A 21,677-nucleotide genomic window follows, 5' to 3' on the forward strand; every position below is an offset into this window, starting at 1 on the left:
TCGGATGGAAGAGTGTGGGACATGAGATGGATTCCCCGACTCCTCGCCGGTACCTGCGTGGTCGTCGCCGGCGCCCTGACGGCGGTACCGGTGACGGCAGGACTGGCCGACCTGGTGCTCAATCCAGGACCGCAGTCGACCAAACGCAGTGCTCAGCCTGCTCTGACGTCCCAGCGCACGAACACACCGCCGACCAACCGCCCCGAGGAGTCGGCCGTTGCTGACGGCGGATCGCATCAGATTGTCGAAGGCACCATCGTCGACACCGCTCATGCTCGCGTGTCCGAGCTCGCCGCTGACCTCCAGGCCGGAGTCGTTGCTGGAGAGTTCACCCAGGCCGACGCCGACCGGGTGCTCGCCGACATGTCGGGGTACATCTTGGGCGAGAGAACATGGCCGGAGAGACAGACAGCCTGATTCTTCAGCATGTCGTCTGCGAGGTCTGCCCCGCTGTCCTCAGCGAGATGACGAAGTGCTCCACTCCGACTGGGCGACCCTGAGCCGAGCAATGGCGTTGAGGTTGACCTCAATGCCGAGGCCCGACCCGTCAGGAAGAGGAACCCGGCCCGCGCGGATAGGTACGTCCGCAATGTCTTCGGCAATCATCTCGGGACCCACGAGCTCATTCGACACGATGGCCGGATGCGCGAAGGCGACGTGGACGCCGGCCATCGTTCCGACCGCCGACTCGACCATCGAGCCGATCTGACAGGGCATGCCTGCGGCTTCTGAGATCGAGGCCAGGGCAAGAGATGGTCTCACCCCGCCTGCCTTCATCAATTTGATGTTGACCATGTCCGCAGCTGATAGGTGGACCGCACGGATCAGGTCGGACGGGGTGTGGACGGCTTCGTCGATCATCAAGCGTGCGTCCGTCGCACGAGCAAGCTCTGCCAGGCTCTCCAACTCGTCGGCCGGCAGGGGCTGCTCGTACCATTGGACCGCGCAGTCCGCCGTCTGACTGATGACCTGCAGCGCAGTCGATCGGTCCCATCCCTGATTGGCGTCGACCCGGAGTCGAGCCCTGCCGTTGACTGCGCGGTGGAGTGAACGGATGCGGCGAATGTCATCGCCGTCGTCGCTGCCGACCTTCAACTTGATCTCGGTGTATCCGGCTGCGACCGCGGCGCTCGCCTCGTCTGCCGCAGCCTCCGGGGATGTGATGCCGATGACGTACGGCTGCGTGAGTTCGGAGTGCGCCTGACCACCCAGCACCCGAAACAGTGGGAGATCCACGGCCGTGGCCAAAGCGTCATGGACCGCGATGTCGACAGCGGCCTTGATAGATGGGTTGCCCCGCAGGGTGCGGTCCATGCGCTGATGCAGCTGCGCCGTATCGAAGACGGTGAGCCCCTCCAAACATGGAAGGAGCACATGGCACAGGGAGGCATATGCCCCTTCGAAGGTCTCACCCGTGACATGGGGGTCCGGAACCGCTTCGCCCCATCCCTCGACGCCCTCGTCAGTGACGATCCGCAGCAGAATCGAGGGCATGTCATCGAACCGGCCGTAGGAGACGACGAACGGCCGATGCAGCGGCAACCGGACGGCGTGGACTTCGGCTCCGACGATCTTCACGATTGCCCTCCCCGGACGTAGGTCTCGTAGTTCCGGCCCGGGCCGCAGTCGGCATTCACCACGGCTTCCATCAGTTCCCGGGCCAGATGAACAGATGGGCGACCAGGACGAAGATCCCACCGAGGGCGTACTGGATGAGGATGAGCGGCCAGATCCAGCGCACCCATTTCGTCCAGGAGACACCGGCGGCGGCCAGCGCGGCCATGAAGTATCCGGAGGTGGGCGTCAGGATGTTCGAGGTGCCGTCGCCGAATTGAAAGGCCAGTACGGCTGTCTGCCGACTCACTCCGACAAGATCGGACAGAGGCGTCATGATCGGCATCGTCAGAGCAGCCTGCCCGCTGCCGGAGGGAACGACGAAGTTCGTCAGGCTCTGTGCGCCGTACATTCCCAGGGCCGAGAACTCCGTCGGCAGGTGCCGGACGGAATCAGCCAGTCCGAGGATCATCGTATCCATGATGTTGCCGTCTCTGAGCACTGTCAGCACGCCATAGGCCAGTCCGATGACGAGAGCTCCCATGGTCATGGCGAGGAACCCATTCACGAACGCCTCCGCCGTTTCGCTGAAGCCTAGTCCGCCGATGAGAGCCATCACGAGCCCCATGGCGAGGAACAGACCGGAGATCTCGGGAATGTACCAGCCGAAGGCGATCACGCCGCCGGCGAGAATGCAGATCGTCAGCAGCAGAACGACGAGATTGGCGATATGCCGGGGACTCAGCGGCGTGGACTCGGCCGGTCCGATGTCATCTCGTTTCTGATCGTCTTCGTGGACCAGGCTCGCCGACGGGTTTCTTCTCACCCGGACTGCATACCAGGTGACATATGTCGTGCTCACAGCGACGAAGAGCACCCAGAACACGATGCGCGGTACCAGCCCAGAGAAGATGGGCAACCCCGCGATGCCCTGAGCGACTCCCACTGTGAAGGGGTTCATGAACGCCGCCGAGAAGCCTGAGCCTGCACCGACGAGGACGATGGCAGCTCCGACCAGCGAATCGTAGCCGAGCATGATGGCCAGAGGAGCGATGATCATGATGTATGGGATCGTTTCCTCCGCCAGACCGAAGACGGCGCCTCCGACAGCGAAGAAGAGCATGAGCGCGGGGACCACCAGGATCTCCCGACCTTTGGTCTTGTCGGCGATACGGGAGACAGCCGCGTCGGCAGTCCCAGTGGCGCGGAACACCCCGAACGCGCCGCCGACGATGAAGATGAAGAAGATGATCGGAGCTGCCTCGACCATTCCGGCGTGCACCGACGTCAGGACGTCCATGATGCCGGCTGGTGACGACTCCGCTGCCTGATAGCTGCCGTCAACGACGACCTCCTGGCCCTCGGAATCTTCGACTCGATCGAACGAGCCTGCTGGCACGATGTACGTCGCTGCGGCGGCGATGATGATCAGGCCGAAGATGATGACATACACATGAGGAACGTGCAGCCGTCGATCAGCGGTCTTCCGCAGAGCTGTCAGAACTGGCATGGCGACCTTTCCGATTCCTGAAAGACAAGTGAGCTTTGTCACACAGTATGATTCGAATCGTTGACTCACAAGCAAGGATTGCTGGGCTCTGCCGTAAGGAACAGTTACATGTTGGATCTGCCTCGTTTACGAATGCTCATGGCCATACACGATGAGGGCAGCATCGCGGCCGCCGCCAGAACTCTGAACTACACCCCGGCCGCCGTCTCCCAGCAGATGTCGAAGCTGGAACGGGAAACCGGCTTGTGTCTGTTCCTGCGGCATTCGCGAGGAGTCACGCTGACTCCGCCCGGTGAGGAACTGGCGGGTGCTGGGCGGGAAGTTATCCTGCGACTGGCCCAGGCTGAAGACAACGCTCGGCAGCTCGCTGGACTGGAGAAGGCCAAACTGCGGATTGCGACGTTCCAGTCGGCGTCGGCCGGTCTGCTGCCGAAGATCCTCGCGCCGCTGTGCCAGCGCTTTCCGCGCATGAGTCTGGAGTTCGTCCAAGTCCCTCGAGCCGAAGCATTCCAGCTGCTGAGGCAGCACGACGCCGATGTGGCGCTGATCCATGAGCATCCCGAGTCACCAGGTGACGAAGATTCCTCGGGTCTGTCTCTGGAATTCCTCTTCGCCGATGCCCTTCGGCTGGTCACGGCGCTTCGGCATCCAGCCGCCCATTGGCCCGAGCCCATCGATTTGACACAGCTCGATGGACAGGACCTGATCGTCGGTCGGGTCGAAGACGACGACCGACGGGTCCTCGATGCCCTGTTCGACGACCTGGACGTGGTCCCGATCCACGTGGCCGAAGTCGGGGAATACTTTGTCGCCGCCGCTATGGCCAGCTCAGGCATCGCGATGACGCTCATGCCGATCATGGCGATCCCGGCTAGTTATCCATTGGTGGCCAAGAGGCTGTCCCAGCCTCTAGAGAGGCGAGTGTTTCTGGCGACGAGGCGGGACGAAGAGCATGCGGCTGTGGCAGCGTTCCGACGGACGACGCTGGAGGTGATCCGACGAATGTGAGATGTGACCGACGCCGACTCCCGCAGCCGACGGTCGTGCCCGGCTGAGAGACTAGACTGGGTGGCAGTGTTAACGACGATGAAAGGCAGGGAATGACGGAGTCTTCCGCAATCACCCCCGAACAGGTGGAGCATCTGGCTTCACTGTCTCGGATCGCCATGAGCGAAGACGAGCTGAAATCGCTCGCCGGTGACCTGAGCACAATTCTGGGAAACGTCGCCAGGATCAACGAAGTGGCCGGCGACGATGTGCCCGCGACGAGCCATCCGATCCCGCTGACGAACGTCATGCGACCCGATGTCGTGGGCGAGACGCTGAGCAGCGAGCAGGCCCTGGCTTCGGCCCCGGCCGCAGCCGATGACAAGTTCCTCGTTCCGCAGATCCTCGGGGAGGAATGAGATGACAGAGATGACGAATAAGAGCGCACTCGAACTCGCGGCAGGACTGAAGTCCGGCGAGTTCTCCTCCGTCGAGGTCACTCAGGCGCACCTCGACCGCATCGCCGCCACCGAGGATGACTTCAACTCCTTCATCACCGTCACCGACGAGCTGGCACTGCAGACCGCGAAGGCCGTCGACGCCAAGCGCGCAGCCGGTGAGGACGTCCATGCGCTCGCCGGTGTGCCGGTCGCGCTCAAGGACCTCGTCGTCACCGAGGGGGTGCGCACGACCGCTGGTTCGAAGATGCTTGAGAACTGGGTGCCGCCGTACGAGTCGACGGTGCACAACAAGGTCAAGGCCGCCGGTCTGCCGGTGCTCGGCAAGACCAACCTCGACGAATTCGCGATGGGATCGACGACCGAGCACTCGGCTTTCGGTGACACCCGCAACCCGTGGAGCCTCGACCATGTTCCCGGCGGCTCCTCCGGCGGTGCGGCGGCTGCACTGGCCGGATTCCAGGCACCGCTGTCCGTGGGCACCGACACCGGTGGCTCCGTCCGCCAACCCGCCGCGTTCACCGGCACCGTCGGCGTCAAGCCGACCTACGGATCGATCTCCCGGTTCGGCATCATCGCCATGGCCTCAAGCCTCGACCAGGTCGGCCCGATGGGCCGGTCCGTCGCCGACGCCGCGGCCCTGCATGAGCTGCTGGCCGGACACGATCCGCTCGACTCGACCTCGCTGCCCGAACCGGTCGGCGGGTTCCTCGATGCCGCACAGACCAGTGACCTCAAGGGCAAGAAGCTCGGCGTGATCAAGCAGCTGCGCGGCGAGGGCTACCAGGACGGAGTGCGCGACGCGTTCTCCGCCGCCCTCGATGTCGCAGCAGCCGCCGGTGCCGAGATCGTCGAGGTCGACTGCCCGGCGATCTCCTATGCGCTCGACGCCTACTACCTCATCATGCCCTCCGAAGTATCATCGAACCTCGCCCGCTATGACGGCATGCGCTACGGTCTGCGGGTCGAACCCGAGTCCGGGCCCGTCACCGCGGAGACCGTCATGTCGGCCACCCGCGCCGCCGGTTTCGGTGATGAGGTCAAACGCCGCATCATCCTCGGCACCTACGCGCTGTCGGCCGGATACTTCGACGCCTACTACGGTTCGGCGCAGAAGATCCGCACCCTGGTCCAGAACGACTTCGCCAAGGCCTTCGAAGCCGCCGACGTCCTCGTGTCCCCGACCGCTCCGACCACCGCGCTGAAGTTCGGCGCGGAGAAGGCCGCGGATCCCATGGCCCTCTACCTCGGCGATGTCGCCACGATCCCGGCGAACCTCGCCGGCATCCCCGGTCTGTCGCTGCCGGCAGGACTGGCCGACGGTCTGCCCGTCGGATTCCAGATACTGGCCCCGGCCCGCGAAGACATCAAGCTCTACGAGGTGGCAGGACCGCTCGAAGCCGCACTCGAATCTGCCGGCGGACGTGTGCTCGACACTCTCGCGGAAGGACTGGAAGCCAAGTGAAATACGAAGACGCGATCAAGAAGTACGATCCGGTCATCGGCATCGAGGTCCACGTCGAGCTCGGCACCGCGACCAAGATGTTCGATGCCGCCCCCAACACCTTCGGCGGGGGACCGAACACGAACGTGACCCCCACGTCTCTCGGTCTGCCCGGGTCCCTGCCCGTGGTCAACGAGAAGGGCGTGGAGTACGCGATCAAGATCGGTCTGGCGCTCGGCTGCGAGATCGCCGAGACCTGCCGGTTCGCACGCAAGAACTACTTCTACCCGGACGTGCCCAAGGACTTCCAGACCAGCCAGTCCGATGAGCCCATCGCCTCCGAAGGTCAGGTCGAGGTCGAACTCGAGGACGGCACCATCGTCACCGTCCCCGTCGAACGCGCCCACATGGAGGAGGACGCGGGCAAGAACACGCATGTGGGCGGGGCCACCGGCCGCATCCAGGGCGCGGACCATTCGCTCGTCGACTACAACCGCGCCGGTGTTCCCCTCGTGGAGATCGTCACCCACCCGATCACCGGGACGGGAGAACGCGCCGCCGAGGTGGCCGCAGCCTATGTGCGCACGCTGAGGGACATCTTCCGCGCCCTCGACGTCTCCGAGGCCCGCATGGAACAGGGCAATGTCCGCGCCGACGTCAACGTCTCCCTGCGCGAGAGCCCCGATGCTCCGCTGGGCACCCGCACGGAGACGAAGAACGTCAACTCCTTCCGCTCGATCGAACGCGCCGTGCGCTTCGAGATCGCCCGCCAGGCGACCCTGCTCGAGGCCGGCGAGAAGATCGTCCAGGAGACCCGTCACTTCCACGAAGAGACCGGCGAGACCTCCTCGGGACGGCCGAAGTCCGATGCCGATGACTACCGCTACTTCCCGGAACCGGATCTCGTACCGTTGGAGCCCAGCCGCGACTGGGTCGAGCAGCTGCGGGCGACTCTGCCCGAGCTGCCGGCGCAGAAGCGTCGGCGGCTGCTCGCCGAGTGGAATTTCAGCGATCTCGAGATGCGTGACATCGTCAACGCCGGACTGCTGGAGGCCATCGAGGACACCGTGGCCGCCGGCACGAAGCCGGCCCAGGCCCGCAAGTGGTGGACCGGTGAGGTCGCCCGCCTGGCGAACCAGGAAGAGAAGCGCCCCACCGAGCTCGTCACCCCTGCACAGGTGGCCGAGCTCGTCGAGCTCATCGGTCAGGGCAAACTCAACGACAAGCTGGCCAAGGACGTCCTGTCCGGAGTCGCTGCCGGTGAGGGCGACCCCGCCGAGGTGATGAAGGCCCGTGACCTCGAGATCGTCGAGGACACCGGAGCTCTCGAAGCCGCAGTCGAGGAGGCCATCGCAGCCAACCCCGATGTGGTCGAGAAGATCAAGGGCGGAAAGATGCAGGCCATCGGTGCGCTCATGGGCCCGATCATGAAGGCCACCCGCGGTCAGGCCGATGCCGGCAAGGCCAAGGATCTCATCCTCGCGAAGATCAACGGCTGAGCTTCGACTCAGGATTGATCCAGCCACACCCTCTAGACTGTGCGTCCAAGGGAGCCGACCGGCTCCCGAGCACAGCGGAGGGTGTGGCTTTTCCGCATTCTCCTGCGGTCGCTGCCGATTCCCCTCGGCAGTCTGGGTGCCGCAGTCGTGCACCACACGCGTGGAGGTGAAACGGTGTCCGAGTGGAAGTCTCTGTGGAAGAGAGAGTGCGGGAAGACGGCCCCGATCTATCGGGTCCTCGTGCCCGAGAGCGTCAACGACGACGTCATGCGCGCGTGGAATGCCCGCGGCTACCGATACACGGCAGGAGCGCCGAGCGCGATCATGCTCACCGGCGGGATGGGCCGCAACTTCTTCCGCTCGAGTGTTCTCTTCAAAGGCGGCACCGCCGCCGGTACGGCCATGACCGCCGGATTCGCCGCACCCGGAGGGATCGCCCTGCTGTCAGGGTTCGGGGACGCGGCACTGACCTTCGGCGGGATGGGAGCGGCCACAGCGGTGGGCACCGGTATCTTCGCCGCCGTCACCGGGCCGAAATACCTGCGTGATCCGAAGCGCCTGAGCCGGAAGAATCGTTCCACGGCCACCGGCGCCCGCTGGATCACCCCGGCCAGCCTCGGCTATGTCGCCGGGCGCAAAGACGGGCGCGACACCGATGAGCAGCGTCTGTTCCACCTGGCCGTGATGATCGCCCGCAAGATCGTTCGGACCCGTGCGTGGACCCATCCGATCCTCAGAGACCATGTCTCGCGAGTCGACCTCGACCATGCTGTGGCATCCGTGGGCATCCGTCTGCAGGAACTCGTGAGCCTGCGGGAGGAGATCGAGGGCATCCGTGATGCGGGAACCGCGAAGTCGGTTGAGACCTATCTGCAGAAGCTGGCCGTCGCCTTCACCTCGATGGCGCATCGAGTCGAGTCGATGTACGAGTACTATGAACGGCTGCTGGAACTCGACGAGCAGCTCATGCTGCTGCACAACTCCGAACGCTCACGCGAACTCGGTGACCGCGTCCTCGACGTGCTCTCCCGCACCGCCGCCGACGATTCCGCCGACTGGCAGTTCCGGGAGCTGCGCATCGATGCGGAATCACAATCGTCGATCATCTCCGGTCTCGTCGCTGAACTCGACGAGACGGCCGATGACTTCGACGACTTCGACACCCGACTGGCCGCGGCACAGAAGTCGATCGACGAACTCGAGGCCTGAGTCCATCGACGAACTCGAGGCCTGAGTCCATCGACGAACTCGAGGCCCGATCTCCTCAGTGTCCGAAGGGGTCCGGGTCGACTCCCGGCATCCAGGAACGGCCGGGTTCGTTGTAGCCGTGGGCCGCCTGCGCACTTTTCCACTTCTTCGACCAGCGTTTGTCCAACCGGTCGACGTAGAGAGTCCCCTGCAGGTGGTCGTACTCGTGCTGCATGATGCGGGCGAACCAGCCTTCGGCGGTGAGCGTCACCGGCCGTCCCGATTCATCGACGCCGTTGACGGTGACCCGGTCGGCGCGCTTGAGGGGGAAGTCGAGACTGGGCACCGATAGGCACCCCTCGGACTCGTCCTCGGGATCCGGGCGGGTATCGGGGACTTTCGAGGCGATGAGGATGGGGTTGACGAAGGTGCCGCGGCGGCGGACGCCGTGATCGTCATCGGCGTTGAAGACGAAGATAGCCTTGCCGACGCCGATCTGCGGTGCGGCCAGGCCGACGCCGTTGCTGGCGTCAAGCGTCTCGTGCATGTCAGCGACGAGCGCGGCGAGAGCCTCGTCGAACTCGGTGATCTTCTCGGCCCGGCGATGCAGAACGGGCTCGCCGTAGACGACGATGGGATGAATAGCCATGAGCACAATCGTATCGGTATCGACGTCCGCGCCGCGCCCGGCACCCGTGCTGCCGCGGGCGCGAGAAGCCGGTCCCGATTGCTCAGCGGTTGAAGGGTCGTATGCGATCGACGTTCACGAGTCCTCGCCGCAGGAACGCCGAATGTTACACGATAAGTCGAATGGTTTCGCCGCGAGCGAACACGGATTGTTGAGCAACAATTCTGGGAACATGTTCAGGGGAGGCGTGGTTAAGATGAGCACAAGCCGTCTCGGACCACGAGATGCCAGCTGTCGCTCAATCCCTGTCTCAGCAGGTCTGCCAAACAGTGAGGGCCTGTGGCGGTGGGTGAATACAGAAGCGTGAAAGGACTTACATTGACCATCTTCAACAATGTCTCCGACCTGGTCGGCCGTACGCCGCTGATCCGCGTCAACAAGGCCAGCGAGCGAACCGGTGCCGAGATCGTCGCCAAGCTCGAGTCGTACAACCCCGGCAATTCCGTCAAGGACCGGATCGGCGTGGCCATGATCGACGCGGCAGAGAAGTCGGGTGAGCTCAAGCCCGGCGGCACGATCGTCGAGGCCACCTCGGGCAACACCGGCATCGCGTTGGCGATGGTCGGCACCTCCCGCGGGTACCAGGTGAAGCTGACCATGCCGGAGTCGATGTCGAAGGAGCGTCGTGCACTGCTGCGCGCTTTCGGTGCCGAGCTCGTCCTCACCGACAAGGCCGAGGGCATGAAGGGCGCTGTCGCCAAGGCTGAGGAACTCGCCGCTGACGGCGCTGTGCTCGTGCGCCAGTTCGAGAACCAGGCGAATGCTGAGATCCACAAGTCGACCACCGGCCCCGAGATCCTCGCCGACACCGACGGCAAGGTCGACATCTTCGTCTCCGGCATCGGCACCGGCGGCACCATCTCCGGTGCCGGCGCTGCCCTGCGCGAGGCCAACCCCGACGTCAAGATCGTCGCCGTCGAACCCGCCGCCTCGCCGCTGCTGACCGAAGGCAAGGCCGGCCCGCACGCCATCCAGGGCCTCGGCGCGAACTTCGTCCCCGGCATCCTCGACACCGAGATCTACGACGAGGTCGTCGCCGTTGAGAACGATGCCGCCATCGACCGTGCCCGTGAAGTCGCGAAGGAAGAGGGGCTGCTCGTGGGCATCTCCTCCGGTGCCGCGCTCGTTGCCGCCGAGGCGGTCGGCGCCCGGCCGGAGAACGCCGGCAAGCGCGTCGTCGCGATCCTGCCCGACTTCGGTGAGCGCTACCTGTCGACCCCGCTGTTCTCCGAGTACCTCGACTGACACCGAGGCATCGGCATGAGGGCGTCAAACTCCGGTTTGGCGCCCTCGCTGTCTCGGATCTGTCGACGAGAACGAGGCGGCACGGCCCGACCGAAGCGCAGCGACACACCGAGGCCGCACACCGAGGTGGCGCAGGTGCAGAATCAAAGCAGACCAGACACGACGAGTGAGCACGAGGACGGACATGATGAAAGCACTGTGGACGGCGGCCGCTGCGGCCGCGGGAGCGGCGGTCTATGGGCTCAGCCGCCCCGAGGTGCGCAAGACCCTGCGCGAAGACCTCGAGACCGTGCGCCGGCGTGATCCCGCGGCGACGAGTGATTTCGTCTCCTTGGTCTCGTATCCGGGAATGCACGCGATCTGGGCTCACCGCGGACTGCACAGGCTCTGGCAGCGCGATTCCGGCAAGACCCCGGCGCGTCTCATGTCGCAGATGGTGCGCACGCTCACCGGGGTCGAGATCCACCCGGGAGCGAAGATCGGCCGTCGGTTCTTCATCGACCACGCCAATGGAGTCGTCATCGGCGAGACCTCGGAGATCGGCGATGATGTCATGCTCTACCACCAGGTGACGCTCGGCGGCACCTCGATGGCGCAGACGAAGCGGCATCCGACGATCGGCAATCATGTGCTCATCGGCGCGGGGGCGAAGATCCTCGGTCCCGTCGTCGTCGGCGACAATTCTGCTGTCGGCGCCAACGCCGTCGTCGTCAAGGACGTCGCAGCGGATTCGAGTGCCGTGGGGATTCCCGCGACGGTGCGCGCGAAGAGGAAGCCCGACGCCGTCGTCGAGGAGACGGGGGCCGCCTCCTCCGCCTCTGGCGGCGCGAAGTCCAGCGCGGATGCCGCTGACTCGACGTCCTCCGCGGACGCGGAGAGCGCAGCGAAGTACCCGGACTTCGTCCTCGAGGATCCCGCGCTCTGGATCTGACCTCAGCCGAGCTTCCCGCGAAGTGCCCCGCCTCGGAGGTGGGGCACTTCTGTGTTCTCAGCCTCGATCGGTCCCCGTCCTCAGCCTCGATCGATCCCCGGGAATACTTCCATGACCATGTCTGTTAAGCTTTCAACTAGTTACTTCAAAATTGAAGCTAGTGAACGCAGTCCCGAGAAGCAGGAGCAGACATGGAATTCGGAATCTTCACCATCGGGGATGTCACGACCGACCCCACCGACGGCACCACGGTCAGCGAACACCAGCGGATCAAGAACACCGTGGAGATCGCGAAGAAGGCGGAAGAGGTCGGCCTCGACGTCTTCGCCACCGGCCAGCATCACAATCCGCCGTTCGTGGCTCCCGCGAACCCGCCGGTGCTGCTGGCCAATATCGCCGCACAGACACAGACGCTCGAACTCTCCACGGCGACCACGCTCATCACCACGACCGACCCCGTGCGCATCGCCGAAGACTACTCGTACGCCCAGCACCTCTCCGACGGCCGCATCAGCCTCATCATGGGGCGCGGCAACACCGGGCCCGTCTACCCCTGGTTCGGCAAGGACATCCGCTCGGGTGTTCCGCTGGCCGTCGAGAACTACAACCTGCTCTACCGTCTCTGGCGGGAGAAGAACCTCGATTGGGAGGGCAAGTTCCGCACTCCTCTCAACGGCTTCACCGTCACGCCCACTCCGCTGGACGAGGTTCCGCCCTTCGTCTGGCACGGTTCGATCCGCAGTCCCGAGATCGCCGAACAGGCCGCTTACTACGGTGACGGGTTCTTCCACAACAACATCTTCTGGCCCACCTCGCACACCGCCCGGATGGTCCAGCTGTACCGGCAGCGTTTTGAGTACTACGGGCACGGCACAGCGAGCCAGGCGATCGTGGGCCTCGGCGGACAGGTGTTCATGCGCAAGAACTCTCAGGATGCCGTGCGCGAATTCCGGCCCTACTTCGACAACGCCCCGGTCTACGGCCACGGCCCCAGCCTCGAGGACTTCTCGACTCAGACCCCGTTGACCGTCGGCTCGCCGCAGCAGGTCATCGAGCGGACCCTGGGCTTCCGGGACTGGGCCGGGGACTACCAGCGCCAGCTGTTCCTCATCGACCATGCCGGGCTGCCGCACAAGACCGTGCTCGAGCAGCTCGACCTCCTCGGCGAAGAGGTCATCCCGGTGCTGCGTGAGGAATTCGCGAAGGGTCGGCCCGCCGATGTCCCCGACGCCCCGACCCACGAATCGCTCGTCATCCGCCACCGCGAGGGCCGCGACCCGGTCCCCGGCGGCGCACCGGGTTCGCGAGCATACGAGGATCGGCAGGCACGCGCCGCAGAAGCGAAGAAGGAAGGAGCCGACCAGGCATGAGCACGCAGACGATGAAGATCGTGGCCGTGAACACCTCGCTCAGCGAGGACTCGACCACACTCAAACTCACCGAACGGATCCTCGCCACAGCCGCCTCGGTGGGGGAGTCCGTGGGCACCGAGGTGGTCACCGAGATCATCAACGTCCGCAGCCTCGCCACTGCGCTCACGGATATGACCCTGACCGGCTTCCGGTCCGAAGCGCTGGAAACGGCGTTCACGACGGTTGCGAACGCGGACGCCATCGTCTCGGTCGCCCCCGTCTACAAGGCCGCCCCGGTCGGGCTGCACACACTGTTCTGGCAGCTCATCGACGATCGGACGCTGGCACGCACCCCCGTGCTCATCGCCTCCACCGGCGGCACCGCCCGACATTCCCTGGCCGGGGACGCGGTGCTGCGGCCGATGCTCGCCTATCTCAAGGGCATCGTCGTGCCGACCACGGTCTTCGCCGCCACCGACGACTGGGGTTCCGTCGAAGGCGGCCGGGCGCTCAATGCGCGCATCCGGCAGGCTGCCGAGGAGCTCGTCTCGCTGACCGCGAGCCTGACCGGGCTCGGAGTCGATGACCTCGCCGAGGCGGACGACCCGGAATCCGCGCCCGCACGATCCGTCTTCGGCGCGGTTTCGGGTGAGCGCGGCGGCGATGAGTTCGACCCCGAACGCATCACCCCGTTCGCGCAGCTGCTCGAGGGCTGAAATGACCGAGATCAGATTCGGCCTCGGCCGGGAGACCCTGGCGCAGAACGCCTGGCGGACCTACTTCGAGACATCGCAGCGGGTCCGCCAGGCCCTCGAGGCGCAGCTGAAGAACGATGCGGGTCTGACCGTCAGTGACTACAACACGCTCCTCCTGCTGTGGGAGGCGCCCGAGCGGACGCTGACGATGAGTGCCCTGGCCAGGAAACTCGTGTTCTCGCCGTCGCGACTGAACTACCGGATCAAGGTCCTCGAAGACTCGGGGCTGGTGACGAAGACTCCGTGTCCCGAGGACGGGCGTGCCCACAATGTGGCGCTCACCGAGGCCGGGGCGCAGGCGTTCCTCGCCGCCGGATCGCAGCACAAGGACTATGTCGACGAGATCTTCTTCGAGCATGTCAGCGATGAGGAGCTTGAGGTCCTCCAGTCGGTGTTCGCGCGGATCGGACGCGCTCTGCCTGAGTGACGAGGCCGGTCATCTCAGAGTGATGAAGGTCTCGGCGCCGGTTCGGGCGGCGTGTCAGAATGAGGGCATGTCCATCACCACGATCGCATTCCCGAATTCCGAGCTCCGCAACCGGGTGATCGCCCAGATCCCCGCCCACCAACGGGCCAATGTCGACCTCGTCGTCTTCTCCGATGCCGAGCGTTCGCCGAAGCTCAGCCACGATGACGTCGACGTCGTCGTCCTGCCGTATCTGAATTCCGGCCCGACCATCGAGATGCTCGACGAGCTGACGAACCTGCGGCTCGTCATCACCCAGACGACCGGTTACGACCCCGTGGCGCATCTGCCCGAGCGCGGCATCGAGGTCGCGACCGCCTCGGGAGTGCACACCGGAGGAACCGCCGAGCTCGCGCTCGCCCTGACCCTGGCGAGCCTGCGCGGCATCGATGACGCCGTGCGCTCACAGGTCTCCCGGACGTGGGAGCATCACCGGTACCGGTCCCTGCAGGATCGTCGGGTGATGATCGTCGGCGTCGGCGAGATCGGTTCGGCCATCGCCGACCGCTTCGACCCGTTCGAAGTTCAGCTCACCCGTGTCGCCTCGAGTGCGCGTGAGGACGACCGCGGCAAGATCCACGGCGTCGATGAGCTGCCCCAGCTGCTTCCCCACACCGAGGTGGTCGTGCTCATCACCCCGCTCAACGAGGGCACGCACCACCTCGTCGATGCCGAGTTCCTCGGACTGCTGCCCGACAATGCGCTCATCGTCAATGTCGCCCGCGGCAAGGTCGTCGACACCGACGCTCTCGTGGCCGAGCTGACGACCGGGCGCCTCCACGCCGCTCTCGACGTCACCGATCCCGAGCCGCTGCCGCGGAATCACCCGCTGTGGGGGACGCCGAATACGCTCGTGACTCCGCATGTCGGCGGGGACACCTCGGCCTTCGAGCCGCGGGTCGTGAAGATCCTCGCCGAGCAGGTCCGCCGGATCAACGACGGTGAGAAACCGGTCAACCTCGTCAAGGTCTGAGGCACCGACAATAGGTCACGAGAGCCTGACCTAAGCAGGGTCGAATCGTCGGCTGAGCGACCGACTCTCGCATGGTGCCCAGGAGAGGTTCCACCATGCGAGAGTCGGGCGTGCGGATGCTGGAATCGGGCGTAGCATGCCTGCATGAGCATCGATACGAACACGAACACCCCCGACATCAAACCCCGTTCCCGCGATGTCACCGATGGGCTCGAAGCCACCGCTGCGCGCGGCATGCTGCGCGCCGTCGGCATGGGCGACGACGACTGGGTCAAACCCCAGATCGCCATCGCGACCTCGTGGAACGAGATCACGCCCTGCAATATGTCGCTGCAGCGCCTCGGCCAGGCCTCCAAAGAAGGTGTCCACGAGGCCGGCGGCTTCCCGTTGGAATTCGGAACAATCTCGGTCTCCGACGGCATCTCCATGGGCCATGAGGGCATGCACTACTCGCTGGTCTCCCGCGAGGTCATCACCGACTCCGTCGAGACGGTGATGAGTGCCGAGCGGCTCGACGGTTCGGTCCTCATGGCCGGCTGCGACAAGTCGATTCCCGGAATGCTCATGGCCTCCGCCCGCCTCGGGCTGTCCAGCGTGTTCCTCTACAACGGTTCGATCATGCCGGGGACGGCGAAGCTCTCGGACGGCTCGGAGAAGGAAGTCACCCTCATTGACGCCTTCGAAGCCGTCGGCGCCTGCCGGGCGGGGACGATCACCCAAGGTGACGTCGACGCCATCGAGCGCGCCGTCTGCCCCGGTGAGGGTGCCTGCGGCGGAATGTACACGGCGAACACCATGGCCTCTGCGGCCGAAGCCATGGGCATGTCGCTGCCCGGCTCGGCCGCCCCGCCGGCCATCCACCGCAACCGCACGATGTTCGCGCGGAAGTCGGGCGAAGCCGTCGTCGAACTGCTGCGTCGCGGCATCACGACGAAGGACATCATCACGCGCGAATCGCTGCACAATGCAATCGCCGTGGTCATGGCCTTCGGCGGCTCGACCAATGCCGTGCTCCACCTGCTGGCCATCGCCCACGAGGCCGGTGTCACCCTCGAGCTCGACGACTTCAACCGCATCGGCGACAAGGTCCCGCACCTGGGCAACGTCAAGCCCTTCGGCCAGTACGTGATGAACGACGTCTTCAAAATCGGCGGCGTGCCCGTGATCATGAAGGCCCTGCTCGACAACGGGCTGCTCAACGGCGACTGCATGACGGTGACCGGCAAGACCGTGGCCGAGAACCTCGAATCCATCAACCCTCCGGACCCGGACGGGAAGATCCTGCGGGCCCTGAACAATCCGATACACGCCACCGGCGGTCTCACCGTGCTGCAGGGATCGCTGGCACCCGAAGGTGCCGTGGTGAAGTCGGCCGGCTTCGACGCCGACGTCTTCGAAGGCACGGCGCGCGTGTTCAACCAGGAGAAGCCGGCCATGGACGCTGTGCTGGGCGGTGAGCTGAAGAAGGGCGATGTCGTCGTCATCCGCTATGAGGGTCCCAAGGGCGGCCCCGGAATGCGCGAGATGCTCGCGATCACCGGAGCCATCAAGGGCGCAGGAATCGGCAAGGACGTCCTGCTGCTCACCGACGGCCGATTCTCCGGAGGATCGACCGGTCTGTGCATCGGCCACATCGCTCCCGAGGCCGTCGACGGCGGCCCGATCGCACTCGTCGAGGACGGGGACCAAATCACCGTCGACATCGCCGCTCGCTCCATCGAGCTCCACGTCGATGAGGAGGTGCTCGCCGAACGTCGCAAGACCTGGACGATCCCGGACAACCACCGCCTGACCGGTGTGCTCGGCAAGTACGCGAAGCTCGTGCAGTCGGCGTCGAAGGGCGCGGTCTGCTTCTGAGCATGTCCTGATCAGCCGCTGACCGTCGTCCGCGGCAGAACGAACACCAGCGCCGAGGTGGCGCAGACGATTCGTCTGCGCCACCTCGGCGCTTCTGTGCGTTTTCCGTTGGCACTGCCGAAGCAGGGAGAGGGAACGGAGGAAGCAACTGGGGCCGCTGCCTGTCGGCAGCGGCCCCAGCCACTCAGACGAGAATCACCTGAGGATCACTTGAGCTTGTCAGATCCCTTGACGTATCCGATCTTCGTCCAGTCGGGGCTTTCGAAGCCGAAGGCGCCGTAGTTGGCGAGGTCGGGGTTGACGACGAAGAAGTCGTAGGACTGCCACAGCGGGATGACGCCGGCGACGTCCCAGAGCTTATCGTCTGCCTGATTCATCAGATCTGCTCGCTCGTCTTCATCGGTGGAAGTCGCTGCCTTGTTGAGGAGCTTGTCGACTTCCTTATCACCGATGTTGCTGAAGTTCTGGCCGCCATTGGTCTTCCAGATCGAGTCGCCGCTGGAGAGGAACGGGTTGCCTGAGTAGCCGAACAGCGTCATATCGTACTTGCCGGGATCGATGTACTTGGCGAAGAGATCCGTCGGCGGAACCTTGTGCTCCTTGACTGTGACACCGATCTCCTTGAGGTTCTCCTGGACAACGGGCAGGACTGCTTCGTTCGTCTTCGAACCGTCGTTGTAGACGTATTCGAGTGTGATCGGCTCGCCGTCCTTCGTCGCCTTGCCCGAGTCGTCGTACTCGTAGCCGGCGTCTTCGAGCATCTTCTTTGCGGCGTCCGCGTCAGCATCGGCGCGACCGTCAGAGGTGTCCTTGTACCCGTTCTGATTGGTCATGAGCATGCGGTTGTTGAGCTGCTCGGTGTCCTTCGGGTAAGGCATCGTCGAGTTGACCGAGAGGAAGATCTCCTTGCGGTCGAGGGTCTTGAAGACCGCCTGGCGCAGAGTCTCATCAGCCAACGGTCCGCCCTTTTCACCGTTGAGAGTGATGTGGCTCCAATCCGGTGCTGATGCGCGGCGCAGTTCGGCACCATTGTCGATCATCGGCTTGACGACAGAGTATTGGGCAGGAACCGTGGTCTCAATGGCATCGAGCTGTCCGTTCTGGAAGCTTGAGGCCGCTGCCGAAGGATCTTCGATCGTGGTGATGAGGACAGAATCCAGGGGAGCCTTGTCTCCCCACCAGTTGTCATCGGGCTCCATCTGGACGGTCTTGTTCTTCGAATCGATCTTCTTGACCTTGTACGGTCCTGCGGTGACCTTCGGACCATCGACCCACGCATCGTTGAAGGTCTTTGCATCCTTGACGAGAGAGTCGGGGGCAACGTCGGCCAGCCCCTTCCAGTCCGCGTAAGGTTCTTTGAACGTCACCCTGGCAGTGAGGTCGTTGTCGCCTTTCTCGATCTTCTTGACCTGGTCATAGCCCTCGGAGGACACGATATTGTAGTCCTCCTTCGACCCGTCCATCGTCTTGAAGACATTTTCAATGGACTTGTAGTCGATCGGAGTGCCGTCCGACCACTTCATACCCTCGTTGAGTTCGATCTCGACGACGAGAGGATCCTCGGAGACCACGTCGAGGCGTTTCGTGTAGTTCTTGTTCGGGACGACCTCGCCATCGGCCGTGTAGCTGTACAGATCGGGATAGATCATATCCATCATGTCGTTGGTATTGGTCTCGTATCCGTCGAGATTGAGGATGTTCCAGTTCGCGGGGAACGCATTGTTCGTCAGTCGCAGGTCGCCTCCGTCGCCGACCTCACCGCGGTCTTTCGCATTGATCTCATTGGCGCTGGCGTCGAGCGCATTGTCATCGCCGTCCTTGCCGCCGCCTTCGGGTGCTTGAGAACACCCTGCCAGCGCGAGACCCGCGATTGCCATGGCGGCGACTCCGCAGGTGAACTTCTTTCTGAGAATCATTTTCTGCATCTCCTTTGATTTCGAGGCCGCCGCCTTGCGACGGTATTCGGCCGGTGCGGGGCTGAGAAGCTGAGCCGGTGGTGTCCTCACCACGAACTCACATGGTGGTCAAGCTCTTGAGACGTTGCTTGTTGGATGCTCCTTTACGGTTCGGGCGCGCAGTCGAACGGCCGGGGGCGAGTGACAGCCGGCAAGAGCGATGAGTTCTCTCGTCATCGGGACTCACCAAAACCGGAGAACGCCTCGGCATCGATCGTGGTGCTGCGGTGAGCCCGGGCCTTGGCCGGATCAGGGATCGGAACTGCAGCAAGCAGCTCGCGGCTGTACGCGTGCCGCGGGTCGTCGAAGACGTTTGCGGTGTCTCCTATTTCGACCAGCTTTCCGGACTTCATCACCGCGATGCGGTCGGAGATGTGACGGACGACCGACAGATCGTGGGAGACGAATAGGAAGCTCACGCCCAATCGGGACCTGAGGTCGGCAAGCATCTTCAGCACTCCGGCCTGAACAGTGACGTCCAGGGCGCTGGTCGGCTCGTCGAGAACGATGAGTTTCGGCTCGCAGGCCAGTGCGCGAGCCACCCCCACACGCTGTCGCTGACCGCCGGAGAACTGGGCCGGATACCGAGAAGCATGTTCGGGCGTGAGGCCGACGGTCGTCAGCAGCCAATCGACCCGCTCATTCATACGTTCCTTGCTGTACCCCTGAACCTGCATCGGCTCCTTGAGGATGTCGCTGATCGGCATCCTCGGATCCAGTGCCGCCATCGGGTCTTGGAACACTACCGTCACGTCGCTGCGCATCGTCGCTCGGTCTGCGCGAGTGAGCGAAGAAGTGTCTTTGCCGTTGATCCTGATCGTGCCCTTCTGCGGCTTGCGCAGCTGCATGATCTCCAGCAGGGTAGTGGTCTTACCCGATCCGGATTCACCGACCAGAGCAAGGCATTCGCCTTCACGGATGTCGAACGAAATGCCGTCTACGGCCCGTTGCTCGCCGATCTTCTTACGGATGAGCGCACCCTTGGTGATAGGGAAGATGCGTTCGAGGTCGGTCACCTCGAGGACGACGGGACGCTTCTCCCGAGGGAGGAGGGTCTCGGAGACCTCAGCAACTTTGGCCATCGCCGAACCCGCGATGCTCTTCGATTCGCTCGGATCGTCGAGATCGATACGCGGCACTGCGGCCAAGAGATCTCGGGTGTACTTCTCCCTGGGTCTGTAGAAGATCTCCTCGACATCCCCTTCCTCAACCATCCGCGATTCCTTCATGACCAAGACGCGGTCGGCGAACCCGGCCACCACGCCCATGTCATGCGTGATGAGAACGGTGGCGGCACCAAGCATTTCCTGTGCCGACTTGAGCAGGTCCATCACCTGCGCCTGGATAGTGACGTCCAGGGCGGTTGTCGGTTCGTCGGCGATGATGAGTTCGGGTTCATTGGCGATCGCCATGGCGATCATGGCTCGTTGCCGCATTCCGCCGGAGTACTCGTGCGGATACTGTTTGGCGCGCCTGCTCGGATCCGGGATGCCGACAGAGTCGAGGAGTTCGACCGAGCGCGCATCAGCTTTGGCTTGTGATACCTCGGGGTGATGGATCCGAACGACCTCGGAGATCTGTCGACCGACTTCGTAGACGGGAGTCAAAGCCGACAATGGGTCCTGGAACACCATCGAAACCGTGTTTCCGCGGAGGGTGGACAGTTGTCTGTCATTGAGCTCGAACATGTTGCGGCCGAGCAGGTCGATGCGACCAGAGACGCTCGCGTTGACCGGCAGCAGCCCCATCACGGCCAGCGAACTGACGGATTTGCCCGAACCGGATTCCCCGACGATCGCCAGGGCCTCGCCCTTCCTGACCTCGTAGGACAGGTTCTGGACCGCATGAACGGTGTTGGTTTCGGACGGGAACGATACGCTCAGATCGTTCACTGTGAGCACAGTGTCAGTCATTGTCATCGGCCTCAGAGTCTGCTGGAATCGCTGGTCGGGTCGAGGGCGTCTCGCAGCGCCTCGCCCATCATGTTGATGGAGATGACGAGCGCCGCGAGCACCATTGCGGGCGGGATCCAGGTGTACGGAGCTGAGATGTTGTAGTCCTGGAGCACAGTTCCCAGCGAGACCTGCGGGTACTGAATGCCGAAGCCGATGAACGACAGACCGGTTTCGCCGAGGATCGCAGCACTGACGCCGAGCGTCGTGTCGATGATGATCCAGCTGGCGATATTGGGAATGATGTGACGCAGGATGTTGACGACAGGATTGACTCCCATGAACTTGGCCGCTTCGACGTATTCGGTCCTGACCAGCTGCTGGGTCATGGCGCGCAGGACACGAGCGGTGAGCATCCAGGCGAACAGAGACAGCAGCGGGATCATCCACAGCCATGATGCCTGTTGGAGCGCCGGGCTGAAGAGCATCATCAGCAGAAGCGCGGGGACGACGAGGAAGAGGTTCGTCAGGTTGACGAGGAATCCGTCGGCAATCGCGCCCCATTTTCCTTTGCTGCTGACGTAGCCGGCAACGGTGCCGACGAGTACTGCGAGGAGCGAGGTGAGGATGGCGGTGCCGATACCGATGACCAGCGAGATCCTCAGTCCCTGCATGGTTCGGGCGAAGATGTCGAGTCCGTTTTCGTTGACTCCGAACCAATGGTACTGCGTCGGTCCGGTCAGTGAATTCGCGAGATCGCGTTCGAACGGCCCGTACTGGTAGATCATCGGCGCGAAGATCGCGACGAGGATCAGCAGCACGAAGGTCGTCAGTCCGATCCAGGCACCCGAGCTGCGGAAGAACCTGCGTCGGATGAGAGCCGTCCGTCCGAGGGGTGCCGGCACGTGAACATTCTCGTCGGT

General features: G+C 64.0%; 19 protein-coding genes. 13 read left to right on the forward strand and 6 right to left on the reverse strand.

The features are described from left to right. Positions 1 to 21 precede the first annotated feature (21 nt). A complete protein-coding gene (locus tag ACSE4D_RS14375) occupies positions 22 to 417 on the forward strand; it encodes a hypothetical protein (RefSeq protein WP_425118846.1) in 396 nt (131 codons plus the stop codon). 39 nt (positions 418 to 456) lie between these two features. On the opposite strand, the gene ACSE4D_RS14380 is transcribed toward ACSE4D_RS14375, so the two are convergent. Next, complete coding sequence (locus tag ACSE4D_RS14380) at positions 457 to 1,578, reverse strand: mandelate racemase/muconate lactonizing enzyme family protein (RefSeq protein WP_425118845.1); 1,122 nt, start codon at positions 1,576 to 1,578, stop codon at positions 457 to 459. Between the two features lie 70 nt (positions 1,579 to 1,648). Beyond that, positions 1,649 to 3,064 carry a YfcC family protein gene (locus ACSE4D_RS14385; RefSeq protein ID WP_425118844.1) on the reverse strand — a complete coding sequence of 472 codons (1,416 nt, stop codon included), beginning with the start codon at positions 3,062 to 3,064 and terminating at the stop codon, positions 1,649 to 1,651. A 108-nt stretch (positions 3,065 to 3,172) separates the two neighbouring features. On the opposite strand from ACSE4D_RS14385, the gene ACSE4D_RS14390 reads away from it, so the two are divergent. The 5 genes from ACSE4D_RS14390 (at position 3,173) to ACSE4D_RS14410 (ending at position 8,661) form a co-directional block, all read left to right on the forward strand. Further along, positions 3,173 to 4,072: a LysR family transcriptional regulator gene (locus ACSE4D_RS14390; protein ID WP_425118843.1), complete on the forward strand. Its 900-nt coding sequence runs from the start codon at positions 3,173 to 3,175 to the stop codon at positions 4,070 to 4,072. Positions 4,073 to 4,164: 92 nt separating this feature from the next. Continuing rightward, a complete protein-coding gene (gene gatC, locus ACSE4D_RS14395) occupies positions 4,165 to 4,470 on the forward strand; it encodes an Asp-tRNA(Asn)/Glu-tRNA(Gln) amidotransferase subunit GatC (RefSeq protein ID WP_425118842.1) in 306 nt (101 codons plus the stop codon). Position 4,471: 1 nt separating this feature from the next. Further along, positions 4,472 to 5,974, forward strand: coding sequence for an Asp-tRNA(Asn)/Glu-tRNA(Gln) amidotransferase subunit GatA (gene gatA / locus ACSE4D_RS14400; RefSeq protein ID WP_135539603.1), 1,503 nt, complete (start codon positions 4,472 to 4,474; stop codon positions 5,972 to 5,974). After that, positions 5,971 to 7,452, forward strand: a complete 1,482-nt coding sequence (gatB, locus tag ACSE4D_RS14405; protein ID WP_135539601.1) for an Asp-tRNA(Asn)/Glu-tRNA(Gln) amidotransferase subunit GatB — start codon at positions 5,971 to 5,973, stop codon at positions 7,450 to 7,452. The genes gatA and gatB overlap by 4 nt, the downstream gene beginning before the upstream one ends. Before the next feature lie 174 nt (positions 7,453 to 7,626). Then, complete coding sequence (locus tag ACSE4D_RS14410; RefSeq protein WP_240689764.1) at positions 7,627 to 8,661, forward strand: hypothetical protein; 1,035 nt, start codon at positions 7,627 to 7,629, stop codon at positions 8,659 to 8,661. Positions 8,662 to 8,716: 55 nt separating this feature from the next. Here ACSE4D_RS14410 and def read toward each other — a convergent pair whose 3' ends face one another. Then, positions 8,717 to 9,289 (reverse strand): peptide deformylase, encoded by a 573-nt coding sequence (gene def / locus ACSE4D_RS14415; RefSeq protein WP_135539599.1) that lies wholly within the window; start codon positions 9,287 to 9,289, stop codon positions 8,717 to 8,719. A gap of 357 nt (positions 9,290 to 9,646) precedes the next feature. Here def and cysK point away from each other — a divergent pair, with 357 nt between their 5' ends. The 7 genes from cysK to ilvD all read left to right on the forward strand — a co-directional run bounded on the left by cysK (position 9,647) and on the right by ilvD (position 16,907). Further along, positions 9,647 to 10,573, forward strand: a complete 927-nt coding sequence (gene cysK, locus ACSE4D_RS14420) for a cysteine synthase A (RefSeq protein WP_135539597.1) — start codon at positions 9,647 to 9,649, stop codon at positions 10,571 to 10,573. Between the two features lie 187 nt (positions 10,574 to 10,760). Next, positions 10,761 to 11,504, forward strand: a complete 744-nt coding sequence (gene cysE, locus ACSE4D_RS14425) for a serine O-acetyltransferase (RefSeq protein ID WP_135539701.1) — start codon at positions 10,761 to 10,763, stop codon at positions 11,502 to 11,504. A gap of 191 nt (positions 11,505 to 11,695) precedes the next feature. Further along, entirely contained in the window at positions 11,696 to 12,874 is a 1,179-nt protein-coding gene (locus ACSE4D_RS14430; protein WP_135539595.1) for an LLM class flavin-dependent oxidoreductase, read from the forward strand. Continuing rightward, a complete protein-coding gene (locus ACSE4D_RS14435) occupies positions 12,871 to 13,572 on the forward strand; it encodes a CE1759 family FMN reductase (protein ID WP_436326137.1) in 702 nt (233 codons plus the stop codon). Before ACSE4D_RS14430 ends, ACSE4D_RS14435 begins: the two co-directional genes overlap by 4 nt. A 1-nt stretch (position 13,573) precedes the next feature. Next, on the forward strand, positions 13,574 to 14,038 hold the full coding sequence (locus tag ACSE4D_RS14440) for a MarR family winged helix-turn-helix transcriptional regulator (protein WP_426937361.1): 465 nt from the start codon (positions 13,574 to 13,576) through the stop codon (positions 14,036 to 14,038). 67 nt (positions 14,039 to 14,105) lie between these two features. Then, the gene (locus ACSE4D_RS14445) at positions 14,106 to 15,050 is read left to right on the forward strand and encodes a 2-hydroxyacid dehydrogenase (RefSeq protein ID WP_436326138.1); all 945 of its coding nucleotides are present in this window, start codon (positions 14,106 to 14,108) and stop codon (positions 15,048 to 15,050) included. Between the two features lie 144 nt (positions 15,051 to 15,194). After that, positions 15,195 to 16,907, forward strand: a complete 1,713-nt coding sequence (gene ilvD, locus ACSE4D_RS14450) for a dihydroxy-acid dehydratase (RefSeq protein WP_436326139.1) — start codon at positions 15,195 to 15,197, stop codon at positions 16,905 to 16,907. Positions 16,908 to 17,113: 206 nt separating this feature from the next. Here ilvD and ACSE4D_RS14455 read toward each other — a convergent pair whose 3' ends face one another. The 3 genes from ACSE4D_RS14455 to ACSE4D_RS14465 form a co-directional block, all read right to left on the reverse strand. After that, complete coding sequence (locus ACSE4D_RS14455; protein WP_135539588.1) at positions 17,114 to 18,823, reverse strand: ABC transporter family substrate-binding protein; 1,710 nt, start codon at positions 18,821 to 18,823, stop codon at positions 17,114 to 17,116. A 212-nt stretch (positions 18,824 to 19,035) separates the two neighbouring features. Next, a complete protein-coding gene (locus ACSE4D_RS14460; RefSeq protein WP_135539697.1) occupies positions 19,036 to 20,775 on the reverse strand; it encodes an ABC transporter ATP-binding protein in 1,740 nt (579 codons plus the stop codon). 11 nt (positions 20,776 to 20,786) lie between these two features. Further along, on the reverse strand, positions 20,787 to 21,659 hold the full coding sequence (locus ACSE4D_RS14465) for an ABC transporter permease (protein WP_240689758.1): 873 nt from the start codon (positions 21,657 to 21,659) through the stop codon (positions 20,787 to 20,789). Between the last annotated feature and the right edge of the window lie 18 nt (positions 21,660 to 21,677).

This window comes from Brevibacterium sp. FAM 27836 (genome assembly GCF_051351055.1).
GTDB lineage: Bacteria > Actinomycetota > Actinomycetes > Actinomycetales > Brevibacteriaceae > Brevibacterium.